General features: G+C 72.0%; 13 protein-coding genes. 7 read left to right on the forward strand and 6 right to left on the reverse strand.

What is annotated here, in order from left to right:
• Positions 1 to 91 precede the first annotated feature (91 nt).
• The 3 genes from ABT352_RS28475 to alc all read left to right on the forward strand — a co-directional run bounded on the left by ABT352_RS28475 (position 92) and on the right by alc (position 3,875).
• Complete coding sequence (locus ABT352_RS28475; RefSeq protein WP_350948017.1) at positions 92 to 1,333, forward strand: glycerate kinase; 1,242 nt, start codon at positions 92 to 94, stop codon at positions 1,331 to 1,333.
• 61 nt (positions 1,334 to 1,394) lie between these two features.
• Positions 1,395 to 2,708: an allantoinase AllB gene (allB, locus tag ABT352_RS28480; protein ID WP_350948018.1), complete on the forward strand. Its 1,314-nt coding sequence runs from the start codon at positions 1,395 to 1,397 to the stop codon at positions 2,706 to 2,708.
• A gap of 81 nt (positions 2,709 to 2,789) precedes the next feature.
• A complete protein-coding gene (gene alc, locus ABT352_RS28485; protein WP_350948019.1) occupies positions 2,790 to 3,875 on the forward strand; it encodes an allantoicase in 1,086 nt (361 codons plus the stop codon).
• A gap of 76 nt (positions 3,876 to 3,951) precedes the next feature.
• Here the strand turns inward: alc and pknB are convergent, their stop codons facing one another.
• The 4 genes from pknB to thiO all read right to left on the reverse strand — a co-directional run bounded on the left by pknB (position 3,952) and on the right by thiO (position 8,384).
• On the reverse strand, positions 3,952 to 5,901 hold the full coding sequence (pknB, locus tag ABT352_RS28490) for a Stk1 family PASTA domain-containing Ser/Thr kinase (protein WP_350948020.1): 1,950 nt from the start codon (positions 5,899 to 5,901) through the stop codon (positions 3,952 to 3,954).
• Positions 5,902 to 5,976: 75 nt separating this feature from the next.
• Positions 5,977 to 6,888: a thiazole synthase gene (locus tag ABT352_RS28495; protein ID WP_350948021.1), complete on the reverse strand. Its 912-nt coding sequence runs from the start codon at positions 6,886 to 6,888 to the stop codon at positions 5,977 to 5,979.
• Between the two features lie 3 nt (positions 6,889 to 6,891).
• Positions 6,892 to 7,092 carry a sulfur carrier protein ThiS gene (thiS, locus tag ABT352_RS28500; RefSeq protein ID WP_350948022.1) on the reverse strand — a complete coding sequence of 67 codons (201 nt, stop codon included), beginning with the start codon at positions 7,090 to 7,092 and terminating at the stop codon, positions 6,892 to 6,894.
• Positions 7,089 to 8,384, reverse strand: a complete 1,296-nt coding sequence (gene thiO / locus ABT352_RS28505) for a glycine oxidase ThiO (protein WP_350948023.1) — start codon at positions 8,382 to 8,384, stop codon at positions 7,089 to 7,091. The genes thiS and thiO overlap by 4 nt, the downstream gene beginning before the upstream one ends.
• Before the next feature lie 314 nt (positions 8,385 to 8,698).
• Here thiO and ABT352_RS28510 point away from each other — a divergent pair, with 314 nt between their 5' ends.
• From ABT352_RS28510 to thiE, 3 genes are read left to right on the forward strand one after another with little or no spacing between them, the layout of a single operon-like run.
• Positions 8,699 to 9,877, forward strand: a complete 1,179-nt coding sequence (locus ABT352_RS28510; RefSeq protein ID WP_350948024.1) for an NAD(P)/FAD-dependent oxidoreductase — start codon at positions 8,699 to 8,701, stop codon at positions 9,875 to 9,877.
• 50 nt (positions 9,878 to 9,927) lie between these two features.
• Entirely contained in the window at positions 9,928 to 10,302 is a 375-nt protein-coding gene (locus ABT352_RS28515; protein WP_350948025.1) for an Rv2175c family DNA-binding protein, read from the forward strand.
• Positions 10,280 to 10,921 (forward strand): thiamine phosphate synthase, encoded by a 642-nt coding sequence (gene thiE, locus ABT352_RS28520; protein ID WP_350948026.1) that lies wholly within the window; start codon positions 10,280 to 10,282, stop codon positions 10,919 to 10,921. The genes ABT352_RS28515 and thiE overlap by 23 nt, the downstream gene beginning before the upstream one ends.
• Before the next feature lie 188 nt (positions 10,922 to 11,109).
• On the opposite strand, the gene ABT352_RS28525 is transcribed toward thiE, so the two are convergent.
• A complete protein-coding gene (locus ABT352_RS28525; RefSeq protein ID WP_350948027.1) occupies positions 11,110 to 12,177 on the reverse strand; it encodes a polyprenyl synthetase family protein in 1,068 nt (355 codons plus the stop codon).
• Between the two features lie 415 nt (positions 12,178 to 12,592).
• Here ABT352_RS28525 and metF point away from each other — a divergent pair, with 415 nt between their 5' ends.
• The gene (gene metF / locus ABT352_RS28530; RefSeq protein ID WP_350948028.1) at positions 12,593 to 13,525 is read left to right on the forward strand and encodes a methylenetetrahydrofolate reductase [NAD(P)H]; all 933 of its coding nucleotides are present in this window, start codon (positions 12,593 to 12,595) and stop codon (positions 13,523 to 13,525) included.
• Positions 13,526 to 13,548: 23 nt separating this feature from the next.
• Here metF and ABT352_RS28535 read toward each other — a convergent pair whose 3' ends face one another.
• Entirely contained in the window at positions 13,549 to 14,097 is a 549-nt protein-coding gene (locus ABT352_RS28535; protein ID WP_350948029.1) for a GNAT family N-acetyltransferase, read from the reverse strand.
• Positions 14,098 to 14,202: the final 105 nt, after the last annotated feature.

Below are 14,202 nucleotides of genomic sequence, written 5' to 3' on the forward strand. Positions count from 1 at the left end.
GTGCTCCGTCTCATCGGGGTCCGGCGTCCGCCTCCCGGCCGGTCACGCCGGCCGGGGGCGCGTGCCCCCCGTCCGTCAGCAGGGAGCAGGGTTGTCTGAGTCTTCGGGACACGTCGTGATCGCCCCGGACAAGTTCAAGGGCTCGCTCACCGGCGCCGAGGTCGCCGCGCGGGTCGCGGCGGGCCTCGGGCCGGGCGTCGCCACGGTCGCGTTACCGGTGGCCGACGGTGGTGACGGCACCGTGGACGCGGTCGTGGCCTGCGGGTTCACCCGCGTCGAGGTCGAGGTCACCGGCCCCGTCGGCGAATCGGTCCTCGCCTCCTACGCCTGGTGCGACGCCTCCTCGGGGGAGGGCGCGCTCGCGGGAGTGGACGTGCCGACGGCGGTCGTCGAGCTGGCCGAGGCGTCAGGGCTGCGGCGGCTGCCGGTCGCCTCGGGGCGCGCGGCCACCGAGGGATCTCCCGCGCACGAGGGGGTGGAACTCGCCCCGCTCACCGCGACCAGTCACGGCACCGGCGAGCTGATCGCCCACGCGGTACGGCGCGGGGCGAGGCGGGTCGTGCTCGGCCTCGGCGGCAGCGCCTGCACCGACGGTGGCGCGGGCATGATGCGGGCGCTCGGCGTCCGCTTCCTGGATTCCGGGGGACGGGAACTTCCCCTCGGGGGAGCGGCCCTCCGCGACCTGGAAAAAATCGATATTTCGGGACTTATCGCGATTGATGAGGTCGAGTTCGTCGTCGCCGGTGACGTGGACAACCCGCTGCTCGGCCCACACGGCGCCGCCGCCGTGTACGGACCGCAGAAGGGCGCGAGCCCCGAGGACGTGAAGCTGCTCGACCGGGCACTCGCCAGGCTCGCCGCCGTCGCCGCGCACACCCACGGACTGGTCGGCGCCATCGAGCACGACGGTGTCGTCCGCTCGATGGGGGTGGCGGGGCGGCCGGGCGCGGGCGCCGCCGGGGGAGTGGGCTTCGCCGCGCTCGCCTTCCTCGCGGCCGACTTCCGGCCCGGCATCGACTACCTCCTGGAGCTGCTCGGCTTCCGCGACCGGCTTGAGGGCGCGCGCCTCGTCATCACCGGCGAGGGCTCGCTCGACGAGCAGACACTGCGCGGCAAGGCCCCCGCCGGGGTCGCGAGCGCCGCCGCCAAGGCGGGCGTCCCGGTCGTCGCGGTCTGCGGGCGCCGCACGCTGGGCGACGAGGAGCTGAACGCGGCGGGGATCACCGCCGCCTACGCGCTCACCGACATCGAGCCCGACCCGGCCGTGTGCATGTCCCAGGCGGGCCCGCTGCTGGAACGGCTCGCGCGCACGGTCGCGGAAAGGCACCTCTGACAGGCGGCCGACCGGCAGGCGGCTCATGGACGGCTCATGGACGGTGAGGAACGGAGAGTGGATGAGCGCAGAGGTTGAGGACGTGGCGGATCTGGTCATCAGGTCCCGCAGGGTCGTACTGCCCGAGGGAGAGGGCCCGGCGGTGGTCGCCGTGAGGGGCGGGAGGATCGTCGGGGTGTACTCGCACGACGCCGCGCCGGACGCCGTCGAGCAGGTCGACCTCGGCGACGTCGCGCTGCTGCCCGGCCTGGTCGACACCCACGTGCACGTCAACGAGCCGGGCCGTACCCACTGGGAGGGGTTCGCCTCCGCCACCCGGGCGGCCGCCGCGGGCGGGGTGACCACGATCGTGGACATGCCGCTCAACTCGCTGCCGCCGACCGTGAACGCGGACGCCCTGACCGTGAAGCGCGAGGCCGCGGACGGGCAGTGCGCGGTGGACGTCGCCTTCTGGGGCGGGGCGATCCCCGGAAACGCCGGGGACCTGCGGCCGCTGCACGAGGCGGGCGTGCGCGGGTTCAAGTGCTTCCTGTCCCCGTCCGGCGTGGACGAGTTCCCGCCGCTGGAGGAGGACGGGTTGCGGGCCGCCATGGTGGAGATCGCCTCCTTCGACGGGCTGTTGGTCGTCCACGCCGAGGACCCCGCGCTGCTCGCCGACCCGGAAGGACCGGGATACCCGGAGTTCCTCGGCTCCCGGCCAGGAGAGGCCGAGTGCCGCGCCGTCGAACGGGTCGCCGCGTTGGCGGGGGAGACCGGGGTACGGGCGCACATCCTGCACGTGTCGTCCGCGCTGTGCCTGGAACCGCTGGCGAAGGCGAGGCGGGAGGGGGTCAGGATCACCGCGGAGACCTGCCCGCACTACCTCACGCTGATGGCCGAGGAGGTGCCCGAGGGCGCCACCCAGTTCAAGTGCTGCCCGCCGATCCGCTCCTCGGCCAACCGTGACGAGCTCTGGCGCGGCCTCGCCGACGGGGTGCTCGACTGTGTCGTCTCCGACCACTCGCCGTCCACCCCCGACCTGAAGGTGCCCGACTTCGCCGCCGCCTGGGGTGGGATCTCCTCCCTGCAGCTCGGCCTCACCGCCGTCTGGACCGAGGCGGCACGGCGCGGGCACGGCCTGGGCGACGTCGTGCGCTGGATGGCGGAACACCCGGCCGCGCTGGCCGGGCTGCGCGGCAAGGGCGCCATCGCCGTGGGCGCGGACGCCGACCTCGTCGCCTTCGACGCCGACGCCGTCCACACGGTGGACGTCTCCACCCTTCACCACAAAAATCCGGTCACCCCCTACCACGGCAGGACGCTGGTGGGCGAGGTCCGTACGACATGGCTGCGCGGCCGGGTCGTGGGGAACGATCCCCAGGGCACCCTCCTGTAGGACGACGCGCCATGACGATCCCGGTCCGCGGTGGGACCGCCACGGCGGCCCGGCCGGTTCACCGTGAGAAAGGCCCTCTCCTTGACCGAACCGACCGAACCGACCGACGCGACCGACGCGACCGACGCGGCCGAACCGACCGACGCGGCCGAACCGACCGACGTGACCGAACCGGCCAACGCGACCGACGCGACCGACGCGACCGACGCGGCCGGATTCACCGCGCTGCCCGACCTCGCCCTGCGTACCCTCGGCGGCGCGGTCGTCGCGGCCAACGACGAGTCCTTCGCCGAGAGGGAGAGCCTCATCAGGCCGGGTCGTCCCGGCTTCATGCCGCACACCTTCGGAGCCAAGGGCCAGGTCTACGACGGCTGGGAGACCCGCAGGCGACGCGAGCCCGGCCACGACTGGGCCCTGGTCAGGCTAGGCATGCCCGGCGTGGTGAGGGGCGTGGTGATCGACACCGCCTGGTTCAAGGGCAACTACCCGCCGTACGCCTCCGTCGAGGCCGTCGAGGTCGAGGGCTACCCGACGGTCGCCGAACTGGAGGCGGCCGACTGGGTGGAGATCGTTCCCAGAAGCGGTCTCAAGGGGGACGCCGAGCACCTCTTCGCGGTGTCCGGCGAGCGCCGCTACACGCACGTGCGGCTGAACATGTTTCCCGACGGGGGCATCGCCCGCCTGCGAGTGCACGGCGAGGTCAGGCCCGACCTGTCCCTGTACGAAGGACTCGGCCTGGACCTGGCCGCCCTGGAGAACGGCGCGCTCGTCACCGCCTGCTCCAACGAGTTCTACTCCTCGCCCAACAACGCCATCTCACCGGGTCTCGCCCGTCACCAGGCCGAGGGCTGGGAGACCGCGCGCCGCCGCGACGGCGGCAACGACTGGCTGGTGATCCGCCTGGCGGGCTCCGGTGTCGTCGGCCTCGCCGAGATCGACACCACCAACCTGGTGTTCAACGCCCCCGCCGAGGTCTCCGTCACGGGCACCGCGGACGGCACCACCTGGTTCCCGCTGCTGCCCAGGACCCGCCTGCTGCCCGACACCCGGCACCGCTTCCGCATCCGCGACGCGCCCGCGGCCACGTACGCCAGGGTGGACATCTATCCGGACGGCGGCCTGGCCAGGGTCCGCCTGCACGGCTTCCTCACCGAGACCGAGAGCTGACGCGGTCCCGGCGACGGGCGGCGACCCCGGCCCGCACCACGCCGGTACGGCCTCCTTCGCGAGGGCCGTACAGGGGTCAGTACCAGATGGTGACCTGGGTGCCGGGCGGGACCGCCTGGCCGCCCGGCGGGATCTGGGCCAGCACCCTGCCCTTGCCCAGGGTGCGCTTCATCTTCACCGTGACCCCCGCGGCGCGCAGCTCGTCTCTCGCCGCCCGGTAGTCCTTGAAGACGATGTTCGGGACCACCACGACGTTGCCGCCGCCCTCTCCGTTGTCCCCGGGCGGGACCTCGCCGTCGCGCTCCCAGGGCCAGCGCCACTCGCTGGCGCACTGCGACAGGGTGAGCCGGACCACGGCGCCCTTGTCGATCTCGGCCTTGGGCTGCGGGTCCTGGGCGATGACGGTGCACGGCTGGGCCGAGTCGGTCTGCTCGACGAATTCGGGAGCGAACCCCGCCCCGCGCAGCACCCCGTCGGCCTGGTCGCGGGGCATGCCCCTCACGTCCGGCATGAGCAGGCCCGCGCTCACGATCAGGTCGACCTTGCTGTTCTCCCTGACCGGGTTTCCCACGGCGGGGACGGTCCGCATCACCTGGCCGCGCGGCACGGTCTCGCTTTGCTGCTTCTTGACGTCGTCGACGAGGAGTGAGGATTCGGCCAGCCTGCTCCTGGCCTGCGCTTCGGTCATCCCCACCACATTGGGCACCGCGACCCGCTTGGGGCCGGCCGAGGCGATGAGGATCAGCTTGCTCCCCGGCTCGGCCTCGGTGCCGGCCACGGGCTCGGTGCGCAGCACGGTCCCCTTCGGGGCCTTCTCGTCGTGCTCGGCCTTGCCGGTCTCGACGGTGAAGCCGCGCTGCTTGGCCTCACCGGTGGCGGCCGTGATGTTCTTGCCCACCAGGGTGGAGGGCACCACGATGGAGGTGTTCTGCGAGAACAGCCAGCCGGTCACCCCCACCGCGATCACCATGACCGCGGCGAGCCCGATCAGGAACCAGCGGGCGCCGGACCTCCCGCGTGCCTTGGGAGCGGTCGTGTGGTGGCCGTCGGCCGGGCCGGTGGGCAACTCCACGCGAGGCTGGATCAGCGTGTGGTTGGCCGGGGCGGGGGGCGTGGGCGCCGCCGTCTCGGAGCCGTGCGGCGGGCCGGCGGGCAGGGACGGCACCGGGCCGCTCTCCCTGGGCAGCATCCGGTGGGCCTCGACGGCGGCGACGAGCAGCGCGGTGGCGTCCACGGGGCGGTTCGCGGGATCGCGGGCCGTCGCCTTCGCCACCAGGGTGTCGAGCAGCGGGGGAGAGCCGGGCAGCAGTGCCGAGGGCACGGGAACCGTGTCGTGCACGTGCCGGTAGGCGACCGACATCGGGGTCTCGCCCTCGTAGGGCTGGCGGCCGGTCAGAAGCTCGAACAGCATGATGCCGGCCGCGTAGACGTCGCTGCGGGCGTCGGCGCCTCCCGCGGTCACCTGCTCGGGCGACATGTAGCCGATGGTGCCGATCATGACACCGGTGCGCGTCTGGTTGCTCGCCTCGATCGCGCGGGCCAGGCCGAAGTCGACGACCTTGACCCGGCCGTCGTCGGCGAGCAGCACGTTCTCCGGCTTGACGTCCCGGTGGATCAGGCCGGACTGGTGGGCGGCGCCCAGCGCGGCGAGGACCGGGATCATGACCTCCAGCGCCTCGCGGGCGGGCAGCCTGCCCCGGGCACGGAGCACGTCGCGCAGGGTCCGGCCCGGCACGTACTCCATCGAGAGGTAGACGTTGTCGCCGTCGGTGCCCTGGTCGAACACGTGCACCACGTTGGGGTGCGACAGGCTGGCCACCGACTTGGCCTCGCCGATGAAGCGACGCACGAAGGCGGGGTCCTCGGCGAGCGAGCGGTGCATCACCTTGACGGCGACCGTGCGGTCGAGCCGGACGTCCAGGGCCAGATAGACGGTCGCCATTCCGCCCCGGGCGATCCGGGACTCGACGCGGTAACGCCCGTCGAGGAGTTTCCCGACCAGGGGGTCCGTAAGCGTCGTGTCCACGTGGCCGAGTTTACGGGCGATTTGGCGCCGACAGGATCCCCGAATCCCAAACCGATGCCGAGACGTGGTGGTTTTCTATCGATGGACCGTCGGCGGCCTGTCGATCGAGGGAGAGGAGGCTTCCGCGTAGCGACGCCGGGGTATCCGCCCGGCCATACGCGCGAACCGGCCTGCGCAGACGGCCGAGCGCATCGCCTGGGCCATCAGGTCGGGACGCTGTGCCCGGGTGACCGCCGTGGCCAGCAGGACCGCGTCGCAGCCGAGCTCCATGGCGAGTGCCGCGTCGCTGGCCGTGCCGATCCCGGCGTCCAGGATCACCGGCACGCTCGCGAACTCCACGATCAGCTCGATGTTGTGCGGGTTGCGGATGCCGAGTCCCGAGCCGATCGGCGCACCCAGCGGCATCACCGCCGCGCAGCCCGCCTGCTCCAGTCTGCGTGCCAGTACGGGATCGTCGCCGATGTAGGGCAGCACCGTGAACCCGTCGGCGACCAGCCGCTCCGCCGCGTCGAAGGTCTCGATGGGGTCGGGCAGCAGGGTGCGCTCGTCGGCGATGACCTCCAGCTTGACCCAGTCGGTCTCCAGCGCCTCCCTGGCGAGCCTGGCGGTCAGCACGGCCTCACCGGCGGTGAAGCAACCCGCGGTGTTCGGCAGCACCTTGATGCCGCGCCGTCGCAGCACGTCGAGCACCGAACCCCGCGCGGACGGGTCGAGCCGCCGCATCGCGACGGTGGTCAGCTCGGTCCCGGAGGCGGCGAGCGCCTGGTCGAGGATCTCCAGGGACGGGGCGCCCCCGGTGCCCATGATGAGGCGGGAGGAGAACTTCTCCCCGCCGATGACCAGGTCGTCCACCGGGTCCGCCGTCAACCTGTCGGCCTCCCTCGCGTCCGTCGTCACCCTGTCGCCCCCTCTCGCCTTCGCCGTCGGCCGGTCGGCCTCCCCGGCGTCCGTCATCGACCGGTCGGTCCCTCTCGCGTCCGTCGTCATCGGTCAGCCTCCCTGGACCGCGGTGAGCACCTCGACCCGGTCGGCCTCCGCGAGCGCCGTGGAATCCCAGGCGCCGCGCGAGACGACCTCGTCGTTCACCGCGACGGCCACCCCGTTCCGCACCTCGGTCAGCCGCCGTACGGCCTGCGCGACGGTCGCGCCCGAGGGCAACTCGTGCGCGGCGCCGTTGATGGTCACGTTCATCTGTACTCCTGCGGTGTGTGGTCGCGGAGGCGGTGCTCCCGTGGCGAAGGTTCTGGGGAATCGAGTTCCCGGGAGTCGTGCCTCCGGTGGTGCTCTCCGAGGCGGTGTTCCTGATGTTCCTGATGTTCCTGATGTTCCCGCTGTTCCCGGTGGCGGTCCTGAGCATCGCGATCACCGAAGCGGAGCGGCGAGCAGATCGCGGAGAGCCCGGCGTCCGCCTCGCCCGCCTCCTGCGAGCAGAGGTCGGCGGTGAGCGGCGCGAGCAGGACCCCGCCCCGGTGATGCCCGGTGGCCAGGTGGAGACCGGGCACGATCGTGGCGCCGATCAACGGCAGGTTGTCCGGGGTGCCCGGACGCATGCCCGCGGTCATCTCGGCCACCTCCAGCTCGGTCACCCCGGGGACGAGCTCCCGCGCGTCGCGCAGCAGCTCCCACAGCCCACCGGCCGTGACGCGGGTGTCGAAGCCCATCTCCTCCTGGGTGGCGCCGAGGACCGTCTCGCCGTCGCCGCGCGGAACCAGGTAGACGTGTGAGCCGTGAACGACCCCGCGTACGCACCGCCGCAGGATCGGCGCGGGGGAGCGCAGTCGCATGATCTGGCCCTTGACCGGCCGTACCGGGGGCAGCGCCTCCGGGGGCACCCCCTCCAGGGAGCCCGACCAGGCTCCGGCGGCGAGGACCACCAGGTCGGCCCCGACACTCTCGCCGGTCGAGAGGCGTACCCCGGTGGCCCTTCCCGAGGCGGTGATCAGCTCGGCCGCGCGGGCGCGTACCAGGGTGCCGCCCGCGCGCTCCAGGGCCGCGAGGAGTGCCGCGGTGACCCGCCTGGGGTCCACCCAGGCGTCGCCGCCGGCCAGCAGGCCACCGCGGACCGCGGGGGCGAGCATGGGCTCCAGGCGGCGGCACTCGCGGCCGGTGAGCCGCTCGGCGGGCAGCCCCAGCTTGGAGACGAAGGCGGCGAGGTCGTCCAACGCCGCCAGGTCGTCGGAGCCGAAGGCGACGTCGAGCGTGCCGTCGGTGCGGTAGTCGAGGTCGTGCCCGCTCGCGTCCGCCAGCTCGGCGGCGAAGGCGGGCCAGCGCTTCAGTGAGGCGAGCCCAAGCCGCAGCAGCGGCTCCTCGGTGTAGGTGACCTCGCTCACCGGGGCCAGCATGCCCGCCGCCGCGTGCGAGGCGCCGGAGGCCGGCGCGGGGTCGGCGACCATCACTCTGTGGCCCCGGACGGCGGCGCGCCACGCCACCGACAGGCCGATCACGCCGCCGCCCACGACGAGGAGGTCGAGATGGTCCGCCATACGTGCTCCGCTCCCTTCGCCGGCATGACCCGGATCAGGTTCGTGGCGGTCGAGGGCCCGCTCGCGGTCGTCTCCGGACCTCGCTCGCCGTGCCGTGCGGGGCGTTCCTCCTCGCACATCACCAGCTCGCAGGGGGTCCTTCCTCGTCCGCAGCCCTCCTCTCAGCCCGGTGCGTTCCGGGCTCCCGCGCGTCTTCTCCTCTCACCCTAAGGGCTGGGACAACACGCTTAGCGCGTTAGATGTGAGGTAAATCCCGTTTTCGTTATCAACGACCGTTGGTAGGAGTACGGGGTTCCCGCTTATCGTCGGGAAGTGTGAATCATGTCGTGGTGGTTGGAGCCGGCCTCGCCGGTGTGCGCAGCGTGGAGGCGTTACGAGCCCGTGGGTTCGGCGGCAGGATCACCCTGATCGGGGAGGAACGGCACCGGCCCTACGACCGCCCGCCCCTGTCCAAGGGAGTGCTGCTCGGCGAGACCGATTCCACGGTCGTCGACTCCGACCTCGACGCGCTTGAGATCGACTTTCGCGCGGGCGTGTCGGCCAAGGGGCTCCATCCCGGTGTGGTGGAGACCACCGAGGGCGAGATCGCCTACGACGGCCTGGTCGTCGCGACCGGTGCCCGCCCGATCAGGCTGCGCGGGGACGGCCCCCAGCACGTGGTGCGCACCATCGACGACGCGCTCCGGCTGCGCTCCCTGCTCGGCGAGGGAGTCAGGGTCGCCGTCATCGGCGCGGGCTGGATCGGCGCGGAGGTGGCGACCGCCGCCCGCAGGGCGGGCTGTGCCGTGACCGTCGTCGAGGCCGCCCGCACCCCGCTGGCCGCCGCGCTCGGCCAGGTCGGCGCGTACACCACCCCCTGGTACGCCGAGGCGGGCGTCGACCTGCGCCTGGGCACCATGGTCGCCTCCGTCGACCACGGAGGGCTCACCCTGGCGGACGGCTCCGCGCTGGAGGCCGACGTGGTCGTCACCGGCGTGGGCGTGCGGCCCGCGACCGAGTGGCTGGCCGGATCCGGCATCAGGCTCGACAACGGCGTGGTCACCGACGAGCACCTGCGCACCTCGCTGCCCGACGTGGTCGCGGTGGGTGACTGCGCCGCCTGGTGGTCGCGCCGCTACGGCATCCGCCTGCGCGTCGAGCACTGGGACACCGCCCTGGGCGCCCCGGACGTCGCGGTGGCCACACTCCTCGGCGACGCCGCGGTCTACGACCCGGTCCCCTATTTCTGGTCCGAGCAGTTCGGCCACATGGTCCAGTACGCCGGCCACCACGACGGTGCCCGGCTCGTCCTGCGCGGCGACCCTGCGGCCGAGGGAAAGCCCAGGTGGGCGATCTGCTGGGTGACCGAGGACGACCGGCTCACCGCGGTGCTCTCGGTCAACCGCCCCCGCGATCTGGTCCAGGGGCGCCGCCTCATCGAGGGCGGCCAGCGCCTCGACGTCGATCGCCTCACCGACCCTGCGATAGCGTTGCGCGATTGTACGGTGGCGTAACCTCGCCGCCGGGTGTTTGGCGAAGGGCTCGATGTGGTAGTGGTGGATTCGTGACGCTTTCTGTTGCGCAGATCGACCGGGAAACCGACCAGCTGGTGGGCGAGTGGCTCACCCTGACCGAGGTGGCCAGAAGGCTCAACCTGAGCGCCGGTCGCGCCAAGCAACTTCTCAAGGACCGTAAGCTCATCGGAGTGCGCAGGGGCGGTGGAGAGCCACAGGTCCCCGCCGTGTTCCTCGTCGACGGAGAAGTGATCAAGGGCCTTCCCGGGACCCTCACGGTGCTCCTGGACGCCGGATACGACGACGTCGAATCCCTTCGCTGGCTTTTCACCCCCGACGACACGCTGCCGGGCTCACCGGTGGACGCGATCGTGGCGGGCCGCCACACCGAGGTGAAGAGACGTGCCCAAGCCCTCGGTTTCTGACGCCCGCCTGTATCTCTGCACGGACGGGCGCCGAGACCGGGGAGACCTCGCGGACTTCCTCGACGCCGCCCTCGCGGGCGGGGTCGACATCGTGCAGCTGCGCGAGAAGGGCCTTGAGGCGCGCGAGGAGCTCGACCTCCTCGCCGTCTTCCGCGAGGCCTGCGACCGGCACGGCGCCCTCCTGGCGGTGAACGACAGGGCCGACATCGCGTACGCGATCCGTCCCGACGTGCTCCACCTCGGCCAGGATGATCTGCCGGTGCGGGTCGCGCGCGACATGCTCGGCGACGACATCCTCATCGGGCGTTCCACTCACGCCCCCGAGGAGGCGTCCGCCGCGGCCGTCGAGCCCGGAGTCGACTACTTCTGCTGCGGCCCGATCTGGCCGACCCCTACCAAACCGGGAAGGTCCGCCCCGGGCCCCGGCCTGCTCAGGCACGCCGCGGCCCTGGAGACCGACCGGCCGTGGTTCGGCATCGGCGGCATCGACCTCGCCAACCTGGAGGAGGTCATGTCGTACGGCGTGCGCAGGGTCGTGGTCGTCCGGGCGATCACCGAGGCCGACGACCCCAAGGCGGCGGCGGCGGAGTTCAGGCGGAGGCTGGACGCCCCCGCCTGAGGTTTCCGCCGCCCCGGTGGTTCGCCGCTCGGCGGGCCCGTGCCCACGGGCGGGCGGATCGCCTTGATCGTCGGCCCGGTCCTGTTCGCCGCCCGTCGGGAGCCGGCTCTGCCGGGAGCCGCTCCGTCGTGGGCGACCACGCCGCGGGCCGTCCCGTCGTGAGCCGTTCCGTCATGTGCCGGGTACGGTCAGGTCCGCCGGGAGGTGGCGGCCACCGCGAGGTCGGCCAGGGCCGCGCGGGCCTCGGGGAGGATCGGTGCGCCCTCCAGCGAACCGAGGGCGTTCTCCAGATACCCCTTGATCAGGTCCTCGCACGCCACGAGAGCCCCCGTCTCCTCGATGATCTGGCGCAGCCGGTCGATCCCCGTCTCGTCCAGGCCCGGGTCGCCGAGCGTGGTGCGCACCACCTGGGCCTGGGACTCCGAGGCCACGGCGAGCGTGCGGGCGATGAGCATCGTCCGCTTGCCCTCGCGAAGATCGTCGCCGGCCGGTTTGCCGGTCTCGTCCGGGTCGCCGAACACGCCGAGGATGTCGTCGCGCAGCTGGAAGGCGATGCCCACCGACTGCCCGTACTCCTCGCAGAGCCGGTCGATCCAGGGCTCCCTGCCCCGGGCCGCCAGCACCAGGCCGAGCCTGAGCGGCTGCTCCACGGAATACTTGCCGCTCTTGAAGAGGGCGACCCGCAGCGCGCTTTCGAAGGTGCCCTCGCCGTGCGCCTGCTCCAGCAGGTCGAAGTACTGACCGCACATCAGCTCGGTGCGCATGTCGTCGTGGACCTTCTGCGCCGCCGCGAGGGAGGCGGCCGGCAGGCCGCTGTTGCGCCACATCTCACCGGACCAGATGAGCATCAGGTTTCCCAGCAGGATGGCGGCCCCCTCGCCGAACTGCTCGGCCGAACCGTGCCAGCGGGCCTTCCTGTGCAGGTCCTCGAACCTGCGGTGCGCCGAGGGCATGCCCCGGCGCAGATCGCTGGCGTCCATCACGTCGTCGTGCACCAGGGCGCTGGCCTGGAGCAGCTCGAGCGAGGCCGCGGCGGAGAAGATGGCGGGCTCCTCGCCCCCACCCGCACCGTGCCAGCCCCAGTAGCAGAAGGCGGGGCGCAGCCGCTTGCCGCCCGCGAGGAAATCCTCGGCCGCCGAGATGAGCGGCGCCAGCTCCGGAGCGCTGACCTGTGGGCGCTGTTGTTCGACGAATCGCCGAAGAGAACGATCCACCTCGGACCGGATCATGTCCAACGCGGCTGCAGAAGTGATCATCGAATACCTCCAGTGTGGAGACCCTGGGCTTCAGCTCTGGGGGGAAAACGCGGTACGGCGCCGTGCATCCCGGCGTCGTGACCGGCGGTGATGACACCCCGACCACCGTACGCATGATGGACAAGATCCTCTCCGCCGGTCCGGCGGAGAGGTGGAACGCCTGTGGAGCCGGTGTGGGGCACGACACCTCCGGGTTCCTTGCGACTGAGGATGAGGCAGGGAACCCAATCTATGAAAATTGGAATCCCCCGGCTTTGACGGCGTGAGGAGGTCAGGTAATGAGATTAACGGTCCAAGGGGACATTTCGATCTAGAGGGGTGGTGGTTTACGTGCTAATTGTGACAAGTTCGCGCCACGCCCGGCGAAGATGATCTGGTCGGGCGGCCGAGCGGCCGGGCAAGTATCCTTGACCCCATGGCTCTGGGTCGCGCGTCTGTCCTTCCTGATCGTGTCGCCACCGTCCGCGAACTCCTCGCTGCCGGTGCCCGCTCGTTCTCCTTCGAGTTCTCCCCCCCGAAGACCGACGAGGGGGAGCGTCAGCTCTGGCGCGCCGTCCGTGAGCTGGAGTCGCTGCACCCCACCTTCGTGTCCGTCACCTACGGCGCCGGCGGCAGCACCCGAGACCGCACGGTCGACATCGTCGAGCGGATCGCCCACGAGACCACGCTCACCCCGGTCGCCCACTTCACCGCCGTCAACCACTCCGTCCGCGAGCTGCGACATCTGATCGGCCGCTTCGCGGGAGCGGGCGTGCGCAACATCCTCGCCGTGCGGGGCGACCCGCCCGGCGACGTGACGGGCGAGTGGGTGCGCCACCCCGAGGGCGTTCTGTACGCCGAGGAGCTGGTCCGGCTCATCCGGCAGTCCGGCGACTTCTGCGTGGGCGTGGCCGCCTTCCCGTACAAGCACCCCCGGTCGGCCTCGATCGAGTCCGACACCGACTACTTCGTGCGCAAGTGCCGTGCGGGCGCCGACTACGCGATCACCCAGATGTTCTTTCGTGCCGAGGACTACCTGCGGTTGCGTGACCGGGTGGCCGCAGCCGGCTGTGACACGCCGATCATCCCCGGCATCATGCCCGTCACGCAGATGAGCACCATCGCCAGGTCCGAGCAGCTCTCCGGCGCGCCGTTCCCGCCGGAGGTGGCCGAGAGGTTCGCGGCCGTCGCCGACGACCCGGCCGCGGTGCGCAGCCTCGGCATCGAACACGCCGCCGAGCTCTGCCAGACCCTGCTCGACGAGGGCGCGCCGGGCATCCACTTCATCACCTTCAACCGCTCGAGCGCGACCCGGGAGGTCTTCCAGGCGCTCGACCACACGCCGGAGATCGCCCCGCTGCCGACCTGAGACCGCGGATCCTTCGGGACGGCTCAGCCGCCCAGCGGCAGGGGAGTCCCGAGGATCGCGTAGCGCTCGTGCCCACCGGGGAAGACGAACTGCGTGAGCAGGTCCACGAAGCCGATACTGCGATAGAGGTGGCGTGCCGCGGTGGGCCGGTCGCGGGTCGACAGCACGGCGGTGCGCTCCAGGCGGCCCGCGCACATCCCCGTGATCATCGCCCGGCCGATGCCCTTGCCCTGGTAGTCGGGGTGGACGTGGATCTCGGCGATCTCCAGCGCGTCGCCCAGCCAGTCGTGGGCGCCGCCCTCTCCGTACTCGTCCGCGAGGGCTCGCCTGACCACGTCGTGCCACCACTGCCCGGGAACCCCGTGGAAGCCGTAGGCGATGCCCACAGGAGTGCCGTCGGGGAGCTCGGCGAACAGGCAGGTGAAGGCGGGATGGGTGGCGTGGTTTCCCATGATGAGCCTGCGGCCGGCGATCTGGTCGGCCGGAGGGTTCATCGCCTCGGTGTAGACGCCGAGGACCGCGTCCAGCCGGAGCGTGAACTCGTCGGGGCCGATCCGTCGCAGTCCGATCACGCGTCGCACCCTAGCAGGGTGGCCGTGGCACGGGTCACCGTGTGGCGAGGGAGGGTCATCCGGCGCTCACCAGGGAGTTTCCCGGCCTTTCCCACCCGCCTGCCG

The sequence above is a fragment of the Streptosporangium sp. NPDC000563 genome, from assembly GCF_040299985.1.
Classification (GTDB): domain Bacteria; phylum Actinomycetota; class Actinomycetes; order Streptosporangiales; family Streptosporangiaceae; genus Streptosporangium.

Excerpts from the sequence above, each read along its gene's own strand:
- thiO (WP_350948023.1), bottom strand. The coding sequence starts at position 8,384 with ATGGCGGACCATCTCGACCTCCTCGTCGTGGGCGGCGGCGTGATCGGC.
- ABT352_RS28495 (WP_350948021.1), bottom strand. The coding sequence starts at position 6,888 with ATGACGACGGACGCGAGAGGGACCGACCGGTCGATGACGGACGCCGGG.
- thiS (WP_350948022.1), bottom strand. The coding sequence starts at position 7,092 with ATGAACGTGACCATCAACGGCGCCGCGCACGAGTTGCCCTCGGGCGCG.
- ABT352_RS28525 (WP_350948027.1), bottom strand. The coding sequence starts at position 12,177 with ATGATCACTTCTGCAGCCGCGTTGGACATGATCCGGTCCGAGGTGGAT.
- allB (WP_350948018.1), top strand. The coding sequence starts at position 1,395 with ATGAGCGCAGAGGTTGAGGACGTGGCGGATCTGGTCATCAGGTCCCGC.
- metF (WP_350948028.1), top strand. The coding sequence starts at position 12,593 with ATGGCTCTGGGTCGCGCGTCTGTCCTTCCTGATCGTGTCGCCACCGTC.